Annotated in this window: 19 protein-coding genes; 11 read left to right on the top strand and 8 right to left on the bottom strand. The window is 73.4% G+C overall.

The window, feature by feature from the left end:
* Nucleotides 1–119: 119 nt before the first annotated feature.
* A complete protein-coding gene (locus ACZ3OF_RS09225) occupies nt 120–596 on the bottom strand; it encodes a GNAT family N-acetyltransferase (protein WP_361669006.1) in 477 nt (158 codons plus the stop codon).
* A gap of 123 nt (nt 597–719) precedes the next feature.
* Complete coding sequence (locus ACZ3OF_RS09220) at nt 720–1,637, bottom strand: AraC family transcriptional regulator (RefSeq protein WP_361669008.1); 918 nt, start codon at nt 1,635–1,637, stop codon at nt 720–722.
* Nucleotides 1,638–1,724: 87 nt separating this feature from the next.
* On the opposite strand from ACZ3OF_RS09220, the gene ACZ3OF_RS09215 reads away from it, so the two are divergent.
* Nucleotides 1,725–2,747, top strand: a complete 1,023-nt coding sequence (locus ACZ3OF_RS09215) for a zinc-dependent alcohol dehydrogenase family protein (RefSeq protein WP_467303669.1) — start codon at nt 1,725–1,727, stop codon at nt 2,745–2,747.
* Between the two features lie 23 nt (nt 2,748–2,770).
* On the opposite strand, the gene ACZ3OF_RS09210 is transcribed toward ACZ3OF_RS09215, so the two are convergent.
* On the bottom strand, nt 2,771–4,264 hold the full coding sequence (locus ACZ3OF_RS09210) for an aldehyde dehydrogenase (NADP(+)) (RefSeq protein ID WP_467303667.1): 1,494 nt from the start codon (nt 4,262–4,264) through the stop codon (nt 2,771–2,773).
* Between the two features lie 117 nt (nt 4,265–4,381).
* On the opposite strand from ACZ3OF_RS09210, the gene ACZ3OF_RS09205 reads away from it, so the two are divergent.
* The 5 genes from ACZ3OF_RS09205 to ACZ3OF_RS09185 all read left to right on the top strand — a co-directional run bounded on the left by ACZ3OF_RS09205 (nt 4,382) and on the right by ACZ3OF_RS09185 (nt 9,752).
* Entirely contained in the window at nt 4,382–5,152 is a 771-nt protein-coding gene (locus tag ACZ3OF_RS09205) for an IclR family transcriptional regulator (RefSeq protein WP_361432545.1), read from the top strand.
* 173 nt (nt 5,153–5,325) lie between these two features.
* Nucleotides 5,326–6,318 carry a hypothetical protein gene (locus ACZ3OF_RS09200; protein ID WP_467303663.1) on the top strand — a complete coding sequence of 331 codons (993 nt, stop codon included), beginning with the start codon at nt 5,326–5,328 and terminating at the stop codon, nt 6,316–6,318.
* A 47-nt stretch (nt 6,319–6,365) separates the two neighbouring features.
* Entirely contained in the window at nt 6,366–7,586 is a 1,221-nt protein-coding gene (locus tag ACZ3OF_RS09195; protein WP_467303661.1) for a sensor histidine kinase, read from the top strand.
* Nucleotides 7,586–8,233, top strand: a complete 648-nt coding sequence (locus ACZ3OF_RS09190) for a response regulator transcription factor (protein ID WP_467303846.1) — start codon at nt 7,586–7,588, stop codon at nt 8,231–8,233. The genes ACZ3OF_RS09195 and ACZ3OF_RS09190 overlap by 1 nt, the downstream gene beginning before the upstream one ends.
* 70 nt (nt 8,234–8,303) lie before the next feature.
* Nucleotides 8,304–9,752 carry a peptidoglycan D,D-transpeptidase FtsI family protein gene (locus ACZ3OF_RS09185; protein ID WP_467303659.1) on the top strand — a complete coding sequence of 483 codons (1,449 nt, stop codon included), beginning with the start codon at nt 8,304–8,306 and terminating at the stop codon, nt 9,750–9,752.
* 1 nt (nt 9,753) lies between these two features.
* Here the strand turns inward: ACZ3OF_RS09185 and ACZ3OF_RS09180 are convergent, their stop codons facing one another.
* Entirely contained in the window at nt 9,754–10,329 is a 576-nt protein-coding gene (locus tag ACZ3OF_RS09180) for a GNAT family N-acetyltransferase (protein ID WP_361669018.1), read from the bottom strand.
* A 68-nt stretch (nt 10,330–10,397) separates the two neighbouring features.
* Here ACZ3OF_RS09180 and ACZ3OF_RS09175 point away from each other — a divergent pair, with 68 nt between their 5' ends.
* A complete protein-coding gene (locus ACZ3OF_RS09175) occupies nt 10,398–10,787 on the top strand; it encodes a hypothetical protein (RefSeq protein WP_361669746.1) in 390 nt (129 codons plus the stop codon).
* Nucleotides 10,788–10,889: 102 nt separating this feature from the next.
* Here the strand turns inward: ACZ3OF_RS09175 and ACZ3OF_RS09170 are convergent, their stop codons facing one another.
* Both ACZ3OF_RS09170 and ACZ3OF_RS09165 read right to left on the bottom strand, forming a co-directional pair.
* A complete protein-coding gene (locus ACZ3OF_RS09170) occupies nt 10,890–11,714 on the bottom strand; it encodes an ABC transporter permease (RefSeq protein WP_467303656.1) in 825 nt (274 codons plus the stop codon).
* Nucleotides 11,711–12,631, bottom strand: a complete 921-nt coding sequence (locus ACZ3OF_RS09165) for an ABC transporter ATP-binding protein (RefSeq protein ID WP_361669023.1) — start codon at nt 12,629–12,631, stop codon at nt 11,711–11,713. Before ACZ3OF_RS09165 ends, ACZ3OF_RS09170 begins: the two co-directional genes overlap by 4 nt.
* Before the next feature lie 207 nt (nt 12,632–12,838).
* On the opposite strand from ACZ3OF_RS09165, the gene ACZ3OF_RS09160 reads away from it, so the two are divergent.
* The 3 genes from ACZ3OF_RS09160 to ACZ3OF_RS09150 all read left to right on the top strand — a co-directional run bounded on the left by ACZ3OF_RS09160 (nt 12,839) and on the right by ACZ3OF_RS09150 (nt 15,951).
* Nucleotides 12,839–14,014 carry a sensor histidine kinase gene (locus ACZ3OF_RS09160; protein WP_467303655.1) on the top strand — a complete coding sequence of 392 codons (1,176 nt, stop codon included), beginning with the start codon at nt 12,839–12,841 and terminating at the stop codon, nt 14,012–14,014.
* A complete protein-coding gene (locus ACZ3OF_RS09155; protein WP_361669027.1) occupies nt 14,011–14,673 on the top strand; it encodes a response regulator transcription factor in 663 nt (220 codons plus the stop codon). Before ACZ3OF_RS09160 ends, ACZ3OF_RS09155 begins: the two co-directional genes overlap by 4 nt.
* Nucleotides 14,674–14,757: 84 nt before the next feature.
* Nucleotides 14,758–15,951, top strand: a complete 1,194-nt coding sequence (locus tag ACZ3OF_RS09150; RefSeq protein WP_361669029.1) for an MFS transporter — start codon at nt 14,758–14,760, stop codon at nt 15,949–15,951.
* Nucleotides 15,952–15,967: 16 nt separating this feature from the next.
* Here ACZ3OF_RS09150 and ACZ3OF_RS09145 read toward each other — a convergent pair whose 3' ends face one another.
* Together ACZ3OF_RS09145 and ACZ3OF_RS09140 are read right to left on the bottom strand one after the other, a co-directional pair.
* Complete coding sequence (locus ACZ3OF_RS09145) at nt 15,968–17,098, bottom strand: hypothetical protein (RefSeq protein ID WP_467303653.1); 1,131 nt, start codon at nt 17,096–17,098, stop codon at nt 15,968–15,970.
* A complete protein-coding gene (locus tag ACZ3OF_RS09140) occupies nt 17,095–18,024 on the bottom strand; it encodes a 5-dehydro-4-deoxyglucarate dehydratase (RefSeq protein ID WP_361669033.1) in 930 nt (309 codons plus the stop codon). The genes ACZ3OF_RS09145 and ACZ3OF_RS09140 overlap by 4 nt, the downstream gene beginning before the upstream one ends.
* 224 nt (nt 18,025–18,248) lie before the next feature.
* Between ACZ3OF_RS09140 and ACZ3OF_RS09135 the strand changes: the two genes are divergently transcribed.
* Nucleotides 18,249–19,058 carry an NAD-dependent epimerase/dehydratase family protein gene (locus tag ACZ3OF_RS09135; RefSeq protein WP_467303650.1) on the top strand — a complete coding sequence of 270 codons (810 nt, stop codon included), beginning with the start codon at nt 18,249–18,251 and terminating at the stop codon, nt 19,056–19,058.
* Nucleotides 19,059–19,254: the final 196 nt, after the last annotated feature.

Here is a 19,254-nt window from a genome sequence, read left to right as displayed (position 1 = left end):
CCTGTGGTTCCGTTGGTTCACGGGCAGGCGATGTCGCTCCAGATCTCGACGCGCATGTTGTTGCTTCTCTCCGGGGTCGTGGGGGTCTTCCGTGGCGGGAACGCACCGGCCGGCCGGATTCATTCCGCGGCGGGCGCCACTGTGAGGCGGAGCACGAGGTGAGTGCCGGAGGGCGGGGTGTCGGGGTCCTGGATCCAGCCGCGGGCGGCGTAGAAGGCGCGGGCCCGCTCGTTCTTCTCGAAGACCAGCAGGCGCGCGGTGGCGATCCCCTCGGCGCGCCAGACGTCGAGGCAGGCCGCGTGCAGGGCGGTGCCGAGACCTCGACGCCAGTGGTCGGGCCGGACGTGCAGCTGGGTGAGCGTCACGGCTCCGTCGCCCCTGCGGTACGCCGCGACGCCGCCGAGGTCGCCGTCCCACTCGGCACAGAGCACGTCACCCCGCTCCACGGCCCTGAGCCACCCGTCCCGCGAGCGGGCGAGCTCCTCGGGCCCGGCGAACTCGCTGTCGGCGAGATGGCCCCGGTAGTACGTGGACCGGGCCTCCAGATGCAGGGCGGCTATGGCGTCGAGGTCGTCGGAGTTCGCGATTCTGATCACGCCGGCGGGGACGCGAGGGGAAGGGGCGCCGGTTGCGTGCGGCGGCGGTCGGGGCGGGGCGCGGGTCCGGCCCGGGTCCCGGGCGCGGGCACGGGTCCCGGGCGAGGCGCGGGGCCGGGGCGGCTATGCCCCCCGCCGGTACCTCCCCGGTGCCATGCCGTACTCCCTCTTGAAGGCCTTGGCGAAGGCGAACTCCGAGGCATAGCCCGCGCGTTGGGCGACCGTTCGGAGCGGGGTGTCGTCCGTGCGGAGGAGGCGGCCCGCCGTCGTCATGCGCCACCACGTCAGATACGCCAGCGGCGGCCGGCCCACCAGCATCGTGAAGCGGCGGGCGAAGGCCGCACGGGAGAGGCCGCCCTCGGCGCCGAGTTCCTCCACCGTCCACGGCCGGGCCGGCTCCGCGTGGATCGCGCGCAGGGCCGCGGTGACGGCCGGATCGCTCAGGGCGGCCGACCAGCCGGTGGTCCGCTCCGGGCGCTCGGTCAGCCACCACGTGCGGAGCATCAGCACGAGCAGGGTGTCGAGCAGGGCGGGCACGAGCGCGTCGGATCCCGGCTGCGGGTCGGCGAGTTCGGCGCCGAGCAGGTCGACCGCGGCGCGCAGCCGGGGGTGGGCGCCGGGCCTGGCCGGGATGTGCACGAACGGCGGCAGCTCGGTGAAGAGGGGATGCGCCCGGGCCCTGCTCACCTGGTACGCGCCGCACAGCAGCAGGGTGTCGTCGGCCCGCGCCGGTGCGCGGTCCGGAGGCGTGGGCCAGGAGCCGTCGGTCGCCTGTACGGCGTCGACGAGCGGGGCGTCGGGGCGCCCGGCCAGCCCGTGGCCCGTGCCGTGGGCGAGCAGCGCCACGTCACCGGGGCGGAGTTCGACGGGTCCGCCGTCCTCGCCCGGCGGGATGAGCCAGGCCGCGCCCTGGACCACCACATGGAATCCGGCGCCCTCGCTCGGTGGGAAACGGAAGCCCCAGGAGCCGGAGTTGACGGTACGGGAGGAGTGCGGGCGCCCGGTACGCATGGCCGCGACGGCATCGCTCAGTACGTCCATGCCCGCACCGTAGCGCGAGACGGACGGACATGGAGGGGAGGTCCTGGAACATGGAACGTCTCTTCCGGCCTGCCTACGGTCGATGCCATGACGACCCACACCACACAGGACATGACGACCCGGCAGACGACACGTGCGGTGCTGTTCCACGAGACCGGCGGCCCGGAGGTGCTCGCCGTGGAGGAGGTCCCGCTCTCCGCACCCGGCCCCGGCCAGCTTCTCGTACGGGTCGAGGCGATCGGCCTCAACCGCGCCGAGGCCCTGTTCCGCGCGGGCACCTACTACTACCCGGCCACGCTCCCCGGCTCCCGGCTCGGCTACGAGGCGGCCGGGGTGGTCGAGGCGGCCGGCCCGGGCGTCACCGCGTACGCGCCCGGTGACGCGGTCATGGCGGCGGCCAACTTCGACTTCGGGGTGCACGGGGTGCACGCCGAGCGCGTGGTGCTGCCCGAGGAGTACGTGGTGCCCAGGCCCGACGGTGTGGACGCGGTGACCGCGGCGGCCGCGTGGCTGACGTACTCGACCGCGTACGGCGGCATGGTGGAGGCGGGCGGGCTGCGCCCCGGCGACCCGGTCGTGATCACGGGGGCGTCCAGCGGGGTGGGGACGGCCGCGATCCAGGTGGCGCGGCGGATCGGCGCGGTGCCGATCGCGACGACGCGCGGCGAGGGCAAACGGCGGAGGCTGCTCGATCTGGGCGCGGCGCGGGTGATCACCACCGAGAGCGAGTCCGTGGTGAAGGAGGTGCGGCGGTTCACGGGGGGCCGCGGCGCGCGGCTCGTCTTCGACGCGATCGGCGGGCCGGGGTTCGCGGAGCTCGGGGACGCCCTGGAGCCCGGCGGTACGGCGGTGCTGTACGGCTGGCTCGACCACAGGCCGGCCACGGTCCCGATGAACTGGCCGCTCACCGTGCGGGGTTACGCCAACGGCGCGGTGGTCGCCGACGAGGAGGGGCGGGCGCGGATCGCCGGCTTCATCGGCTCCGGGCTGCGTGACGGCACGCTGGCGCCGGTGATCGCCGAGACCTTCGAAGGCCTGGAGCGGATCACCGACGCGCACCGGCTGATGGAGTCCGACACGCACACGGGCAAGATCGTGGTACGCGTCTGACGCCGGGCCCTTGCCGTGCCGGGTCAGCGGCGTGGCACATCCAGCGGGTTGCCGTCGCGCAGCTCCGGCGGCAGCAGGTGCTGGGGGGTCGACTGGTACGTGACCGGCCGCAGCCAGCGTTCGATCGCGGTCGCGCCGACCGACGTGGACGTGGAGGTGGTGGCCGGGTACGGCCCGCCGTGGTGCTGCGCGGCCGCGACCGCCACGCCCGTCGGCCAGCCGTTGACCAGCACGCGGCCGGCCAGCGGGGTGAGTTCGGCGAGCAGCGAGGCGGCCTCCGGGTCCTCCTCGGCGATCTGGAGCGTGGCGGTGAGGTTGCCGGGGAGCAGGGCGAGGACCGCGGTGATCTCTTCCCGGGTGGTGTAGCGGGAGACCACGGTCACCGGTCCGAAGCACTCCTCCAGCAGCGCGTCGTGGCCGCCGTCCAGCACATGCCCGGCGTCGACGGTCAGGATGCCCGCGTTGACCGTGTGCTCCCCGCCCGCGCCGGGCGTGACGGGGGCTCGGACCCCCGTGAGTCCGGCGCGCTCGTTCGTTCCCGCGAGGAACGCCCCCCGCATCCGGTGGTCGAGCATCACGCCGGGCTCGGTCTGGCTGATGGCGTCCGTGAGGGCGGACACGAAGCGGTCGCCGGCCTCGCCCGCCGGCGCGAGGACGAAGCCGGGCTTGGTGCAGAACTGCCCCTGGCCCATGGTCACGGAGGCCGCGAGCCCGGCACCGATCTCCGCGGCCCGCTCCTCGGCGGCGGCCCCGGTGATCACGACCGGGTTGAGCGAGCCGAGTTCGCCGTGGAAGGGGATCGGGACGGGCCGGGCCGCCGCCGCGTCGAAGAGCGCCCGCCCGCCCCGTACGGAACCGGTGAAGCCCGCCGCCGCCACCAGCGGATGGCGAACGAGCTCGACACCAGCGTCGAAGCCGTGGACCAGGACGACCACGTCCTCGGGCAGACCGGCCTTGGTCGCGGCCCGGCGCAGCAGGGAGGCGCAGAGCTCGGAGGTGGCGGGGTGGTCGGGGTGGGCCTTGATCACGACCGGACAGCCGGCGGCGAGGGCGCTGGCCGTGTCGCCGCCGGGGACGGAGAAGGCGAGCGGGAAGTTGCTGGCCGCGTAGACGGCGACGACCCCGAGCGGGATCTTCCAGCGGCGGAGGTCCGGCCGGGGCGGGGTGGCCGTCGGGTCGGGGAGGTCGATCCGTACGTCGAGGAACGAGCCCTCGTCGACGACGTCCGCGAAGGCCCGCAACTGGGCCGTGGTCCGGGCGAGTTCACCGGTCAGCCGGACCGGGCCGAGCGCGGTCTCGGCGTCGGCGGCCTCGATGACCTGAGGCCCTGCCTCGTCGAGGAGGTCGGCGGCGGTACGGAGCAGGGCGGCCCGCGCCGTACGGTCGGCGAGCGCCTCGCGGGTGGCGGCCGCGGCACGGACGGCCCCGTCGATCTCGTCCGCTGTGGCCTCCACCGCAACCTGTTCCCGTGGCTTCCCCGTCCGGGGGTCCACACTCCACACTGGTTCAGCTGCCACCGCATGCCCCTCCGTGCGCCCTGTTCGCTATTCTGAACAGAGTTCCTGTAGATGAATCAGGACTCTATTGACGGGCGTGCCGACTCCACAAGGGGCACGGGAAGAGGGGCGAGGGCAATGTCGACTGCCGACACGGGTGGGGCCCAGGTCAAGTCCGCGGTGCGCACGGTGGAACTGCTCGAGTACTTCGCCGGGCGTCCCGGAATGCACTCGCTGGCCGCCGTCCAGGAGGCCGTCGGCTACCCCAAGTCCAGCCTGTACATGCTGCTGCGCACACTGGTCGAGCTGGGCTGGGTGGAGACGGACGCGACGGGCACGCGGTACGGCATCGGAGTGCGGGCCCTGCTCGTCGGCACCTCGTACATCGACGGCGACGAGGTGGTGGCCGCCGCCCGGCCGACCCTGGACCGGCTCTCCGACGACACGACCGAGACCATCCACATGGCGCGGCTCGACGGCACCAACGTGGTCTACCTGGCGACCCGTCAGTCCCAGCACTATCTGCGGCCGTTCACCCGCGTCGGCCGCCGGCTGCCGGCGCACTCGACCTCGCTGGGCAAGGCGCTGCTCGCCACCCACAGCGACGAGCAGGTCCGCAAGCTGCTCCCGGAGACGCTGCCGGCGCTGACCGAGCACACGATCACGGACCGCGAGAAGCTCATCGAGGAGCTGCACCTCATCCGCGAGCAGGGGTACGCGGTGGACCGCGAGGAGAACACCCTCGGACTGCGCTGCTTCGGCATCGCGATCCCGTACCGGACACCGGCGCGCGACGCCATCAGCTGCTCGGTGCCGGTGGCCCGGCTGACGCCCGGCCATGAGCAGATGATCAAGGACGCGCTCTTCGACGCCCGCGACCGTCTGACCCTGGCGACGCGCCGCCTCTGACCCCGCGCCTCGGTCCACCCGAGGGCCGGGACGCCCGCCGGTCGAGACAGGCGACCGGTGGGACCCGTCCTTCCGAGACGCCCGGTGGGCGGAGGCGCCTCTCCCCCGTGCGACGGAGGCGGTTCGTCGGCGGGCAGGAGGTGCGGGAGCGGGCCGCGCGGGAGCGTGGAGCCATGACGCAGACCGCTCCTCTCCCCACCCCCGCGCCCACCGACACCGGCCGGCCGAGCGCCGCCCGCCGGATCCTGCGCGCCCTGGCCGTCCTGGCCTGTCTCCCGTACATCTCCCTCAAGATCGCCTGGATCGCGGGCAGCGAGATCGGCATCCCGGCCGGCAGCGTGCTCCTGGAGCACCGGACGCTGTTGATCGCCGCCAACGCGGTCACCGTGGTGATGGACGCCGCGGTGGTCGTCCTCGCCCTGCTGCTCACCCGGCCGTGGGGGGTGCGGGTGCGGGCCTGGCTGCTCGCGTTCCCGCTGTGGGCCGCGACCGGGCTGCTGGCCCCGATCATGATCGGCTTCCCGGCGCAGATCGTGGTCTCCCTCCTCGCCGGCCCGCAGCAGACCGGGTCCCGCGAACCGTTCCTCGACGAGTGGGTCTTCGGGGTCGTCTACTGCGGCTTCATCATCCAGGGACTCGCGCTCGGCACGCTCTTCGTCCTCTATGTACGGGACCGCTGGGCACACGTCTGGTGCGGCGCCGTGGGCGACCTCCCCGACCGTCTCTGCGGCACCGGCACGCGCGCCACGGTCGCCGTCGCCTCACTGCTCTCCCTGGCACCCGCCGTCGTCCATCTGATGTGGGGGCTGGGCTCGACCCGGGGTCTCTCCCCGGCGCAGATCGCCCGGCGCACCGGTGACTTCTACGTCCTGGAGTGGACACGGGCGCTGTTCGTCGCCGTCGCCGTCGTCGCCGTCCTGCTGCTGGTCGTCCGGTGGGCCCGGCGGCTGTCCGTCCGTACGGCCCTCGGTCTGGCCTGGATCGGCTCGGGCGGAGTGGGGTGCTGGGGGGCGTACATGCTGCTCGTGACGTTCATGCCGGACACCGATCCCGCCAAGACGTTCACCGGCCTGGCGCGGCTCACCTACGCTGGGGAAATGATCACCGGGTTCCTGCTGGCCGGCTGTCTGGCCGTCTTCCTGCGCCGCCGGAGCGCGAGCGCGTGAGACCGCCGCTCATACCCCTCCTGGGCCGGCGCGCCAGGCTCCGCTGGGTGCATCTGATCCTGGGCGGCGCTCTGTTCATGCCGTACTGGCTGGTGGGCACCGTCGTCGTGGGGCTGCTCACGGGCGACGGGTCGATGTTCGGGGGCGGTCTCGCCGTGCAGTTCGGGGCGTACGCGGTCGGCCTGCCGCTCGTCGCGCTCTCCTCGGTCTTCCCTCTGACCCGGCCGATGTCGGTGGCGGCGGTACGGGCGCTGTGCGGGGTCGCGGGCGACCGGCTCGCGGAGGAACCCGCACGGGGGCGGAGCGCGAAGGCGCGGACGTCGGGCTGGTTCACGCTCCATCTGGGGATCGGCGCGCTGGTCAGCGGGGCGACGCTGGCCCTGCCGCCGTTCGCGGTGACGGTGATGGCGCTGCCGTTCTCGGAGGCGCTTCAGAACTCGGAGCTGACCTCGTTCTGGGGTCTGGACCGGCCCTGGCTCCAGTGGGCCGCCGTTCCGGCCGGGCTGCTGATGCTGCTCGCGCTCGCCGCCGTCGCCGCCGGCACGGGGGCCTTCCTCGCGCGACAGGCGCCGCGGCTGCTCGGGCCGAGTCCGGCGGACCGGCTCGCCGCGGCCGAGCGGCGCGCCGCCGAGCTGGCGGTGCGCAACCGGCTGGCGCGCGAGCTGCACGACTCCGTCGGCCATGCCCTGAGCGCGGTGACGCTCCAGGCGAGCGCGGCGCGCCGGGTTCTGGACGCCGACGTGGAGTTCGTACGGGAGGCACTGGCCGCGATCGAGGAGACGACCCGGCGCACGGTCGGCGAACTGGACTCGGTGCTGGGCCTGTTGCGCGAGGGCGAGGACGACGGGGAGCTGCCCGGGCCCCGGCTCGACGCGTTGGACGCGATGGTGAGGGGGGCGGGGCGGCACGTGGAGCTGACGGTGGCCGGGACGCTCGACCGGGTGCCGGACGCGGTGTCGAGGGAGGCGTACCGGATCGTCCAGGAGGGCCTGACCAACGCGGCACGGTACGCGGGCGGGGAGCGCGTGTCGGCGCGGCTCGCCCTGGAGGACGACGAGTTGGAGATCACCATGGAGAACCCGCTGCCCGCCCGCGCCCCGGTGGCCCGCCCCGACGGCGGCCGCGGCCTGCGCGGCGTCGCCGAACGCGCCCGCCTCCTCGGGGGCACGTCAGAGGCGGGCCAGGTGGCCGGCGTCTGGCGCCTCGCGGTGCGCCTGCCGCTGGGGACAGCGAGTGAGCCGAGCGTGGGAGAGGGAGGTGGCCGGTGATCAGGGTGGTGCTCGCGGACGACGAGCGGATGGTACGGACCGCCCTGCGGGTGATCCTCGACGCGGAGCCCGACCTGGAGGTCGTCGGCGAGGCGTCCACCGGGGCCGAGGCCGTGTCGGTGGTGCGCGAGGCACTGCCGGACGTGGTCCTGATGGATGTCCGCATGCCGGAGGTCGACGGGATCCGGGCGACCGAGCAGATCCTTGCCGGGATGGCGCAGCCGCCGCGGATCGTGGTCGTGACGACCTTCGAGAACGACGCGTACGTCTATGACGCGCTCCGGGTCGGGGCGGCCGGCTTCCTGCTCAAGCGGGCCGGCGCGGAGGAGCTCGTGGACGCGGTCCGGCTGGTCGCCCGCAGCGACTCGCTGCTCTACCCGGCGGCGGTACGGGGCCTGGCCGCCGAGCACGCCCGTCACCGGCCCCCGGCGGCGCCGCCCTGGGTGGCCCGGCTGACCGAGCGGGAGGCGCAGGTGCTCCGCCTGGTGGCGACGGGTCTGACGAACGCGGAGATCGCCGGGCGGATGGGGGTGGGCCCGGCGACGGTGAAGACCCATGTGGCGGCGGTCCTGGCCAAGACGGGGGCACGGGACCGTACACAGGCGGTGATCCTGGCGTACGAGTCGCGTTTCGTGAGCCCTGGGTGAGATGAACGTTTCCTGAGAAACGGGACACATCCGGAACGCCGCGCCCCCTCCCGCTCGTCCCGCATATGGGATGAACAAGACGATCAGGCGCGCCTCGGTCTTCGCGCTGCTCCTGGTGCTGGCCCTGCTGGGCCGGGCGACCTGGGTGCAGGCGTACGAAGGCAAGGCCCTCGCGAACGACAAGCAGAACCGGCGGCAGGTCATGGCGCAGTACGCCCAGCCGCTCGGGAACATCGTCGTGGCCGGTTCGCCGGTCACGGGCTCGAAGAAGACGGAGGGCGGCGACCTCGCGTACAAGCGTGACTACACGGACGGCGAGCTGTACGCGGCGGTGACCGGGTACAGCTCCCAGGCCTACGGCGCCACGCAGCTGGAGGGCATCTACTCCGACGTCCTGGACGGCACCGACACCCGGCTGAAGAACCCGCTCGACGCCCTCACCGGCAAGCAGCAGGAGCCGGGTGATGTGGTCACGACCATCGATCCGGCCGTCCAGAAGGCCGCGTACAAGGCGCTCGGCGACAAGAAGGGCGCGGCCGTCGCCATCGATCCGAAGACCGGCCGCATCCTGGGGATGGTCTCGACCCCCTCGTACGACCCCTCCGCGATCGCCGGTCTGACCGACGGCGCCACCTGGCGGGAGCTGACCGGGGACGAGGACAAGCCGCTGGTCAACCGTGCCCTGCGGCAGCCGCTGCCGCCCGGCTCGACCTTCAAGCTGGTCGTCGCGGCGGCCGCGCTGGAGGACGGGCTCTACGGCTCGGTGGACACGGCGACCGAAAGCCCGAACCCGTACAGGCTGCCCGGCTCCACCCGTTACCTGGAGAACGAGAACCCCTCCGCGCCGTGCGAGAACGCCACGATCCGCACCGCGCTCCAGTACTCCTGCAACAACGTCTTCGCCAAGATCGCGGTCGACCTCGGCCAGGACAAGGTGAAGGCGATGGCGGAGAAGTTCGGCTTCAACGACGAGCAGCAGGACGTGCCCGTACGCGCCTACGCAAGTGTGTATCCGTCCGACATGGACAAGGCGCAGACGGCGCTGACCGGTATCGGCCAGTTCGATGTGACGGCGACCCCGCTCCAGATCGCCATGGTGTCCGCGGCGATCGCCAACGACGGACTCATGGCGGCGCCCCACATGGTGTCGCAGGTGGTGGACTCCGACGGTGAGACGCTCGACTCCTTCGAGGACGGGGACACCCGGCGGATCGTCTCGTCCTCGACAGCGGAGCAGCTGCGCAGCGCGATGGTGACCGTGGTCGACAAGGGCACGGGCTCGAACGCGGCGATCGGCGGCGCCGAGGTGGGCGGCAAGACCGGCACCGCCCAGCACGGCGAGAACAACAGCAAGACGCCGTACGCCTGGTTCACGTCCTACGCGAAGGACGCGGACAGCGGCAAGGAGGTCGCGGTCGCGGTGCTGATCGAGGACTCGGGCGCGGCGCGCTCGGAGGTCAGCGGCAACGGTCTCGCGGCGCCGGTGGCCCAGAAGATGATGAAGGCGGCGCTGAGCTGACCTACCGGTCCAGGGCCCTGGCCATGAAGAGGGCGGTCTCGCCCTCGGACTCGGTGCCGGTGTAGAGGGTGGTGTCCAGGCCGCAGAGCCGGAAGCCCATGCGCCGGTAGGCCCGTACCGCCGGGACGTTGACGCTGGTGACCTCGAGCCAGGCGGTGCGGGCGCCGCGCTCGCGGCCGTGGGCCAGGGCGCGGCGCATCAGCTCGCCGCCGATGCCGCGGCCGCGGTGGTCGGCGTGGACGGTGACCTGGTGGACGACGAGCCGCCGGTTCCATTCCTCGACACCGACGGCGATGAAGCCGACGGGCGTGTCGTCGGCGTCGACGGCCACGATCTCGTGCAGGTCGTCGCCCGGGCCGTCGTCGCTCCGGCCGTCGCCGTCCGGGCCCTCGTCGCCCGGGCCGTCCTCCACGGGGAAGACCTTGACCAGCGGCGGGTCGACGGCGACGAGTCGCAGCCCGAACCCGACGTCCCCGGCGGCGACTTCGTAGACGTACTCGGTGCTGAAGGAGTCGTCGAGCGCGGCGATGGCCGATTGGTCGTCGGGCCCCGCGACACGATATGCAAGGTCACGCATGAACCGAGCATAGTTTCGATCCGCGGAGGACCGCCGTGCGACTGCCCCGTTCCCTGTCAGGCTGGACCATGGCCGTCTTCGGACTGCTCGCCGCCGCGCTGGGGGTGGTCGGACTGGTGTCGCCCGATGCCCTGCTCACGCTCATGGGCTTCGACCCCATACCCGATGGGAGCCGCGCGGACGGTGACCACACCCTGGTCTTCCTCACCGCCTCCTCGATGGCCGCGCTCAACATGGGCGTGTACTACATCCTGGCCGCGCTCGCGGACTGGAAGCCGTTCTTCCGCTGGACGGTCCCGTTCCGGCTCCTCACCTGCGCCGTCTTCACCCTCGCCGTCATCACCGGCCGCGCCCCGGCCGGCTTCCTCGGCGTGGGCCTGTGGGAAGGCCTGGGTGCCCTGACCACCTGGGCCGCCCTGCGCCACGAGGACCGGGCGCGGAAGGAGGCCACGGCATAGCCCACGCCCTCGCGACGACCTGTCCGCGGCCCTTCGACGACCTGGGCCACCAGGGTCCGTCGACGACGAGGGCTTCCGTGACCCGCACGGCCGGAGACCCCGTCACACGTCGCGGCGCCTCACGACGAGGACGGCGAGGGCGACCGTGACCAGCGGCCAGAGCGCGTACACGATCCACGAGCCGGGGACCGTGGCGGGGTGGCCCAGGGAAACGGGATCCGGCTCCCACGTCTGGACCAGGCGGTTCCAGGCGGCCGACACCAGCGCGTGCCTGATCTCCGCCGACCAGCGGGTGCTCTCCGAGAACATGGGGGGCAGCAGCACCAGGGCGAGGATGCTGGTGATCATGGTCCCGGCGGCATGCCGGAGCAGAAAGCCGAGGCCAAGACCGACCAGGGCACAGACCGGGGCCAGCAGCGCGGACGCGACCATCGCCCGGAGCACCCCGGGGTGGGTGACCGGAACGCCGGCGCCGTGCCCGTCCAGGATGGCCTGGGAGACCACGAAGGAACCGGTGGAGACGACCGCGCCGACCGCGGTCCACAGCGCGGCGGTGACGGCCGCCTTGGCCAGCACGACCGAACCGCGGGCGGGGACGGCCACGGTGGTGGTGCGGATCAGCCCGCTGCTGTACTCGCTCACGGCGGTGAGGGCGCCCATGGTGGCGGCGACGAGCATCAACGTCCAGTAGCCGGCCGCCGGGTAGGCGTCGAAGGGCAGGAAGTCGGCGGGGCGGGAGCGCGCGGGCCCGTCCGCCGTCGTGGCCACGGCGGCGGACCCGACGACGAACAGGACGGTGAGTCCGATCGTCCACGGGGTGGAGCGCAAGGACCGGGTCTTGATCCACTCGGAGGCGAGCAGGTCGCGGAAGCCGGAGGGCGGCACGGCGGCGACGGTCCGCGGGGCGAGGGGAGCGCGTGTGGTCATCGGGTCTGTCCTGCCTGGTATTCGACGCTGTCGGCGGTGAGTTCCATGAAGGCCGCCTCCAGTGAGGCGGTGCGGGTGGTCAGTTCGTCCACTCGGATGCGGTTCTCGAAGGCGAGCGCTCCGATCCGTTCCGCCGCCAGCCCGGTCACGGCGAGCTTCTCGGCGCCCTCCGAGACCTCCGGCCGGACCGAGGCGCCCGCCGCGATCAGCACGGCCGTCAGCTCGGCGGCCCGCGGTGTCCCGACCACGACGGGGCCACGGGTCCCGCGGGCCGCGAAGTCCCGTAGCGGCTCGGCGGCGATGAGGCGGCCCCGGCCGATGACGACGAGCTGGTCGGCGGTGTTCTCCATCTCCGACATCAGGTGGCTGGAGAGGAAGACCGTCCGCCCCTCGGCGGCCAGGCGCCGGAAGAGCCGGCGCACCCAGAGCACGCCCTCCGGGTCCATACCGTTGATCGGCTCGTCGAACAGGAGCACGGGCGGGTCTCCGAGCAGGGCGGCGGCGATCCCCAGCCGCTGCTTCATGCCGAGGGAGAATCCGCCGATGCGGCGGGTGGCCACGCCGGCCAGCCCCGCTTCCTGAAGCACCTCGTCCACCCGGCGCCGTGGGATGCCGTTGCTGCGGGCCAAGGCCGACAGGTGGGCCACGGCGCTGCGTCCGCCGTGAACCTGGCCGGCGTCGAGGAGGGCACCGACGTGCCGCAGCCCGCGGGGGTGGCGGTGGAAGGGGACGCCGTCGACCGTCGCGGCGCCGGCGGTGGGCGCGTCCAGGCCGAGGATCATCCGCAGGGTGGTGGACTTGCCGGCCCCGTTGGGGCCGAGGAATCCGGTGACCTGGCCCGGCCGTACGGTGAAGGACAGATGGTCGACGGCCGTCCTGCCGCCGTAACGCTTGGTGAGTTCGCTGACTTCGATCACGGCACCCACACTGCCGAAGGGCCGCCCCGCGGACATGAGGCCGTGGGCGGCAATCAGGCGGCCGGGTTCGCCCGGGGGCGTACGTCCCCGGGCTGATGCCGCGGGTGCGGCGGCCGGTTAGTCTCGCGGCGTGAACCCCATGACGATCATTCCGTCGCCCCCGCGCGGCGCGCACCGCGGCCCCGTCCTCCAGAGAGCACCCCGCCGATGACGAGGGCGAAGGCCGTGGCCTGGACGGGCGGTGCCGCCTACTTCCTCATGGTGGGGATGCTGGTGGGCGGCGCGACGCGGGCTTCGGGCACGGTCCACGGCGTCGGGGCGCTGCTGGCCGTGAGCCTGCTCGTCGGCGTGGTGCGACGGATGCCCCTGGCGGCTCTGGCCATGGCACTCCTCGGATCCACCGCCGTGGTGGTCGGTACTCCGGGCTCCGTCCACGAGAGCCTGGCGGCGTCGTACCAGGGCCAGTTCCTGTCGTATCTGGCGGTGGACCTCGTCCTTGGCTTCGTCGTCGCCACCTGCGCACGGCGCGCTTCGATCGTCGCCGTGGCCGTCTCCTTCGCCGTGCAGCTCCTGGTGATCGGCTTCTTCGCGCACGGGGACAACCTGACCGTCAATGGGGTGATCGCACTCCTGGCGATGGCCGCGTCCTGCATCGCCGGTCTGCTGGGTCGCGAGCGCCGCGAGCACGCGGTGGCGCTGCGCGCTCAGGAGGTGGCCGAGGCGGTGACCGCCGAACGGCTGCGGATCGCACGGGAGTTGCACGATATGGTCGCGCACAGCATCGGCATCATCGCCATCCAGGCCGGGGTGGGCAGCCGGGTCATCGAGACCCAGCCGACGGAGGCCCGCGAAGCCCTGCGCGCCATCGAGGCCACCAGCAGGGAGACGCTCTCGGGTCTTCGGCGCACGCTGGTGTCCCTCCGTCAGGCCGACCGGAGCGCGACCGCCTCGAAGCAGTCACCCCTCGCGCCCGCGCCGGGGCTGGCGGATGTCGGACAGCTGGCGGCGGCGACCGCGGACGCGGGGGTGCAGGTCGAGGTGCGCCACAGCGGCAATCGGCGTCCGCTGCCCGCCGACATCGACCTCTCCGCCTACCGCATCGTGCAGGAGGCGCTGACCAACGTGGTCCGCCACGCCGGCACCGGGCGTTGCCGGGTGGTCATCGGATACGGGGACGAGGAGCTGTCCGTGGAGGTCGTCGACGACGGGCACGGCACCACCGGGAACGGCTCGGCGCACGGCTTCGGCATCATCGGCATGCGCGAGCGGGTCGGCCTGCTCGGCGGCGACCTCAGCGCCGGCCCGCGCCCCGAGGGCGGCTTCCGCGTAGCAGCCCGGCTGCCGCTGCCCGCACCCGTCGGAGTTCTGTCGGAGGCCCGATGACCATACGGATCCTGCTCGTCGACGACCAGCCGCTCGTTCGGTCCGGTCTGCGTGTGATCATGGCCGATCACCCCGACCTGGAGGTCGTCGGTGAAGCCGCCACCGGCGCCGAGGCCGTCCGACTGGTCAGGGACGCAGCCCCCGACGTCGTGCTCATGGACATCCGGATGCCCGGCATGGACGGGATCGAGGCCACCCGCCTGATCACGGCCGGTCCGGCGACCACACGGGTCCTCGTCCTGACCACCTTCGACGAGGACGAGCACGTCTACGGCGCGCTCCGGGCCGGTGCGAGCGGCTTCGTGGTCAAGGACATGGCGCTGGACGACATCCTCGCGGCGGTCCGCGTGGTCGCCGCCGGCGACGCACTGATCGCGCCGGGCGTGACACGCCGTCTGATCGCGGAGTTCATCGGGCGCCCGGCGGCTGTCCCGGAGCGCTCCCCACGGCCGGTCGAGGGCATCACGGAGCGGGAACGGGAAGTGCTGACCCTGGTCGGACGCGGCCGGTCGAACACCGAGATCGCCGAAGACCTCTTCATCACGGTGGCCACCGCCAAGTCGCACGTGTCACGGCTGCTCGCCAAGCTGGACGCCCGTGACCGGGTCCAGCTCGTCATCACCGCCTACGAGATGGGGCTCGTCACCGTGCCCCGCTGACCGCGTTCCCGGCATCCACGCCGCAGCCGGGTCTAGGGCATCTGCCCGATCCGCGCGCCCCGCCTCAGACGCCAGGCTGCGGCCATGAAGTGGACTGCGGGTCTCTGTCTGACCGGGGTACTGGTGTCGGGGTTCGGCTCGACGGCGATGTGGCTGGTGTCGGGGATCTGGGTCAAGTCCCTGACCGGCTCGGACAGTCTGGCGGCGCTGACCGTGTTCGCGCTGTGGGCGCCGGTGCTCGTCGGCCCGCTGCTCGGCACGGTCGCGGACCGGGTGCGGCGGCGGCCGCTGATGGTGTGGTCGGACGCGGCGATGGCGGCGCTGCTGCCGACCCTGCTCTGGGTCGACAGGGCGGACCGTGTCTGGCTGCTGTTCGCCGTCCTCGTGCTGTACGGCATCCAGGGCACCGTCCACGACGCGGCGGAGGTGGCGCTGGCGGCGCGCGCGCTCGACAGACGGCTGCTCGGGGACTTCAACGGGCTGCGGACCACGGCCAAGGAGGGCGTGAAGCTGATCGCCCCGCTCGTCGCGGCCGGTCTCTTCGCACGGTACGGAGCCGGGGCCGTGGCGCTGCTCGACGCGGCGACGTTCGCCCTGGCCGCGGGGGTGTTCGCGCTGATGCGGGTACGGGAGGAGAAGCCGGCGCGCCCGGCCTCGGCGCACTGGCTGCGCGACACCGGCGAGGGCCTGCGCACGATCGGCTCCTCGCCCGTCCTGCGCCCGCTCGTCCTGATCGGCTCGTTCACGATGCTGCTCGCCGGGGTCAACGGAGCGGCGGTCTACACCGTGGTGGATCAGGGGCTCGGCCACTCCCCCGCGTACGCCGGGGTGTTGTACGCGGCGCAGGGCGCGGGCTCGGTCGTGACGGGTCTGGTGGCGGGGCCGGGGCTGCGGCGCGTCCCGGGGCGGTCGGCGGCCGCCGCCGGGCTGGCCCTCTTCGCCCTGGCGGTCGGCGCCCGGGCCGTCCCGCACGACGGCGTGGCGCTGGCGGCGAGCGTCCTGATCGGTGTGGGCCTGCCGCTCGTCCTGATCACCGCCATGACGGCGGTCCAGCGGGAGGCTCCCGCGGACGCCGTGGGCCGCGCGGCGGCGACGGCCCACACCCTTCTCTTCGTCCCGAACGCGATCGCGCTGGCGCTGGGCGCGGCCCTGGTCGCCCTCGTCGACCTGCGGGTGCTGCTGCCGCTGCTGGCCGTCGCCGGCCTGGCCGGGGCGATCGCCCTGGCGGGCCGAGGGGCGGCCGCGCGCGTCGACGCCCCGGCGAGGACGGACGCCTGAGGCGCCCGCCCCCCTCTCAGCCGAGCGCCCGCAGCGCCGCCGCCACCAGGGCCAGGTCGGCGTCGGAGGCCAGACCCGCGTGGTAGAGGCGGAGTTCGGTGGCGCCCTCCGCAGCCGCCCGCTTCGCGTCCTCGGCGAGCGTGGCCGGCGAGCCGCCCATGCCGGTCACCACACCGACGTTGGCCCCGAGGACGGTGTCCGGTCCGGCCGCGCGGGCGAAGGGGAGCACGGACGCGGCCGGGGTGACGACGCCGTCCGCGACGCCGAGGACATGGGCCGGGTCGGTGCCGACGTTGGCGCCGCAGCGGTACGGGAGCGGGTCGGCGTGGAGCAGGACGCGGAAGCCGGGCGGGGCGGCCGCGCGGACGGCGGCGACGGCGGCCTCCTGGAGCGCGCCGGCGGTCCGCGTGCGCCAGGCGAGGACCGGTGCCTCGAAGGCGGCCGGCGGCCCGGAAGCGCCCCCCGCCCACACCGGCTCCAGCGCGCCCCGTACGGCCGCCGCCAGCGTGTCGGGGTCGACGCCCTCCTCCCCGTACCCCTGTCGGCAGGAGGGGCAGAAGCAGAGGGACATCAGATACTGCTCGCGGTCGCCGAGCGCGACGCCCGCGGTCTTGTCGTGGGCGTGGAGGTGGGCGAGGCCGTACCAGCCGCAGGACTCCAGCTCGGTGCCGGCCGCCCCGGGCCGTACCGCCGCCTCCACCGCCAGGTCCACCAGGTAGGCGCGGACGTCCGGCCGGGCGATGCAGGGCGCCCAGGGGTAGCGGTCTCCGTAGGCGTTGACGACCGAGGTCTCCGGATGCTCGGCGCCCAGGCGGGAGTTGTGGGCGAGGACGACCCAGCTGTGGACCTCCAGGCCCGCGTCCGCGAGCTCCTGCGCCGCCTCGCCGTAGGCGTCGCCGGGCGCCCACTCCCCCGCCTCGTACGGCCGCAGCGCGCGCCCCGACCAGCGGGCGCCGTCCGGCGGGTAGAGCACGGCGGCGTGTTCGGCGGTGACGATGCGGTGCCCGGGGTGCCGGGGCGTCAGGGCCCGGGTGGAGTGGTACGCGGAGGCGAGCGTGACGCTCGCGAGGCCCAGGTCCGCGAGGCGTCCGGGCGCGGCCGGGTCGCCGACGACGTCCCAGGGGTAGACGAAGGTCCCGGTCCTCACGCGTCGTCCCCCAGCAGCGCGCGTCCGCGCTCGATGATCGTGGCGAGCTCCTTCAGATGCTCGGGCGCGGGCTCGCTGAGCGGCGGCCGTACCTCGCCGACGTCCAGGCCTCCCATCCGTACCGCCGCCTTGACGAGGGAGACGGCGTAGCCGCGCCCCTTGGCGCGGAGTTCGACGAGCGGCCGGTAGAAGCCGTCGATCAGCCGTTCCACCGTCGGGTCGTCGCCGGACGCGAGGGCGTGGTGGAAGGCGAGGGCGATGTCGGGGGCGAAGCAGAAGACGGCCGAGGAGTAGAGGGTGACGCCGATGCCCCGGTAGGCGAGGCCGGTGAGTTCGGCGGTCGGCAGGCCGTTGAAGTAGAGCAGGTCCAGGCCCTCGGACCGCACGGCGCTGACGATCCGCTGCATGAGGTCGAGGTCGCCGAAGCCGTCCTTGAGGCCGATGATCCCGTCGGTCCGGGCGAGGGCGACGGCCGTCTCGGGGGTGAGGATCGCGTTGTCGCGCTGGTAGACGATGACGTCGAGGGAGGTGGCGGCGGCGAGTTCGGTGTAGTGGCGCAGGAGCCCGGCCTGGTCGGCGACGACGAGGTACGGGGGCATGGCGAGGAGCCCGTCCGCGCCGGCCTCCTCGGCGAGCCGCGCGTACCGGACCGCGAGCGCCGTGCCGTAGCCGGCGCCGGCCAGGACGGGGACCCGGCCGGCCGACTCCTCGACGGCGGCTGCGACGCAGGCGCGGAACTCCTCGGGGGTCAGGGCGTGGAACTCGCCCGTGCCGCAGCAGGCGAAGACCGCGGCGGCGCCCGCCTCGATGCCCCCGCGGACGTGCGCGCGGAAGAGGTCGAGGTCGACGGTGCCGTCCGGGGCGAAGGCGGTGACGGGGAAGAACAGCAGGCCGTCGAGCCGTTCGGCGAGCGGGGCTGAGGTCACGGGCGCTCCCAGAGAAGTCCGTCGTGCACCGTCGTGCACAATTATGATTGCTGTCCATATTCTTGAACGCCTTCACGCTAGAGCAGCCCCGAAGTGCCGGTCAAGGCCGAAACCCGTCTCGGTCGCGCGGTCTTGACGGTTCGTGTGCGCTCTTGACGCTCCACGAGCCGCCTCCCTACCGTGTCCACGTTTGTGAATACGATCCACGGACGGAGACTCCACCCATGCCCACACCCCGTACCGTCCTGCTCACCGGCGCCGCCGGTGGCGTCGGCACGCTGATGCGCGAGCTGCTGCCCGCGTACGGATACGAGCTCCGCCTGCTCGACGTGGCACCCGTCGACGGCGCACCGGACGCGATCGTCGCCGACCTCGCCGACCTCGAGGCGCTGCGCGAGGCCGTCCGGGGTGTCGACGCCGTCATCCATCTCGCCGGGATCTCCCTGGAGGCGGACTTCGAGAAGATCGTGGCCGCGAACATCACCGGCCTTCACCACCTCTACGAGGCCGCGCGGGACGAGGGGGTGGGCCGGATCGTCTTCGCCTCCAGCAACCACGCCGTCGGCTTCACCCCGCGTCCGCGCGAGGACGATCCGGTGATCCCCGTCGACGCACCGCACCGCCCGGACACCTTCTACGGCCTGTCCAAGTGCTTCGGTGAGGACCTGGCCCAGTTCTACTGGGACAAGCACGGCATGGAGACCGTCTCCGTGCGGATCGGCTCCTGCTTCCCCGAGCCGACCTCGGTACGCATGCTGTCGATGTGGCTGAGCCCGGCCGACTGCGCCCGTCTGCTGCACGCGGCGCTCACCGCCGAGGGCGTGGGGCACACCGTGGTGTACGGCTCGTCCGCCAACACCCGGCTGTGGTGGGACCTCTCCTCCGCTCGGGGGCTCGGCTACGAGCCGCAGGACGACTCGGAGCCGTACGCGGAACGGATCATCGCCGACCAGGGGCTGCCGAAGGAGGACGACCCGACACACGCCCACGTGGGCGGCCACTTCTGCACGGAGCCCCCGCGCTGGCCGCACTGACGGCGGGCAGCGGACGGGGGTTCCACACGGGCCCGGCCGGACTTTTGCGGGGGCGCCGGCCGGGCCCGGGTCACAGCATGCTCTGGCACACGCGACGGAAGGAACGTTACGGCGGCCGCATATGCGGCCGCGATCCGCTCAGCGCGGCAACTGTCCGCGGAACGCGGCGGGTACGGCGAAGGCCGTGCGGCCCGGC

Source organism: Streptomyces sp. NPDC022552 (assembly GCF_055561875.1).
This window is presented reverse-complemented; position numbering and strand designations above follow the sequence as displayed.

What these genes read in the sequence shown, in the direction of transcription:
- ACZ3OF_RS09220 (WP_361669008.1), bottom strand. Translation starts at nt 1,637, where the DNA reads ATGGACGTACTGAGCGATGCCGTCGCGGCCATGCGTACCGGGCGCCCG.
- ACZ3OF_RS09215 (WP_467303669.1), top strand. Translation starts at nt 1,725, where the DNA reads ATGACGACCCACACCACACAGGACATGACGACCCGGCAGACGACACGT.
- ACZ3OF_RS09205 (WP_361432545.1), top strand. Translation starts at nt 4,382, where the DNA reads ATGTCGACTGCCGACACGGGTGGGGCCCAGGTCAAGTCCGCGGTGCGC.
- ACZ3OF_RS09200 (WP_467303663.1), top strand. Translation starts at nt 5,326, where the DNA reads ATGACGCAGACCGCTCCTCTCCCCACCCCCGCGCCCACCGACACCGGC.
- ACZ3OF_RS09185 (WP_467303659.1), top strand. Translation starts at nt 8,304, where the DNA reads ATGAACAAGACGATCAGGCGCGCCTCGGTCTTCGCGCTGCTCCTGGTG.
- ACZ3OF_RS09180 (WP_361669018.1), bottom strand. Translation starts at nt 10,329, where the DNA reads ATGCGTGACCTTGCATATCGTGTCGCGGGGCCCGACGACCAATCGGCC.
- ACZ3OF_RS09175 (WP_361669746.1), top strand. Translation starts at nt 10,398, where the DNA reads ATGGCCGTCTTCGGACTGCTCGCCGCCGCGCTGGGGGTGGTCGGACTG.
- ACZ3OF_RS09170 (WP_467303656.1), bottom strand. Translation starts at nt 11,714, where the DNA reads ATGACCACACGCGCTCCCCTCGCCCCGCGGACCGTCGCCGCCGTGCCG.
- ACZ3OF_RS09160 (WP_467303655.1), top strand. Translation starts at nt 12,839, where the DNA reads ATGACGAGGGCGAAGGCCGTGGCCTGGACGGGCGGTGCCGCCTACTTC.
- ACZ3OF_RS09155 (WP_361669027.1), top strand. Translation starts at nt 14,011, where the DNA reads ATGACCATACGGATCCTGCTCGTCGACGACCAGCCGCTCGTTCGGTCC.
- ACZ3OF_RS09150 (WP_361669029.1), top strand. Translation starts at nt 14,758, where the DNA reads ATGAAGTGGACTGCGGGTCTCTGTCTGACCGGGGTACTGGTGTCGGGG.
- ACZ3OF_RS09135 (WP_467303650.1), top strand. Translation starts at nt 18,249, where the DNA reads ATGCCCACACCCCGTACCGTCCTGCTCACCGGCGCCGCCGGTGGCGTC.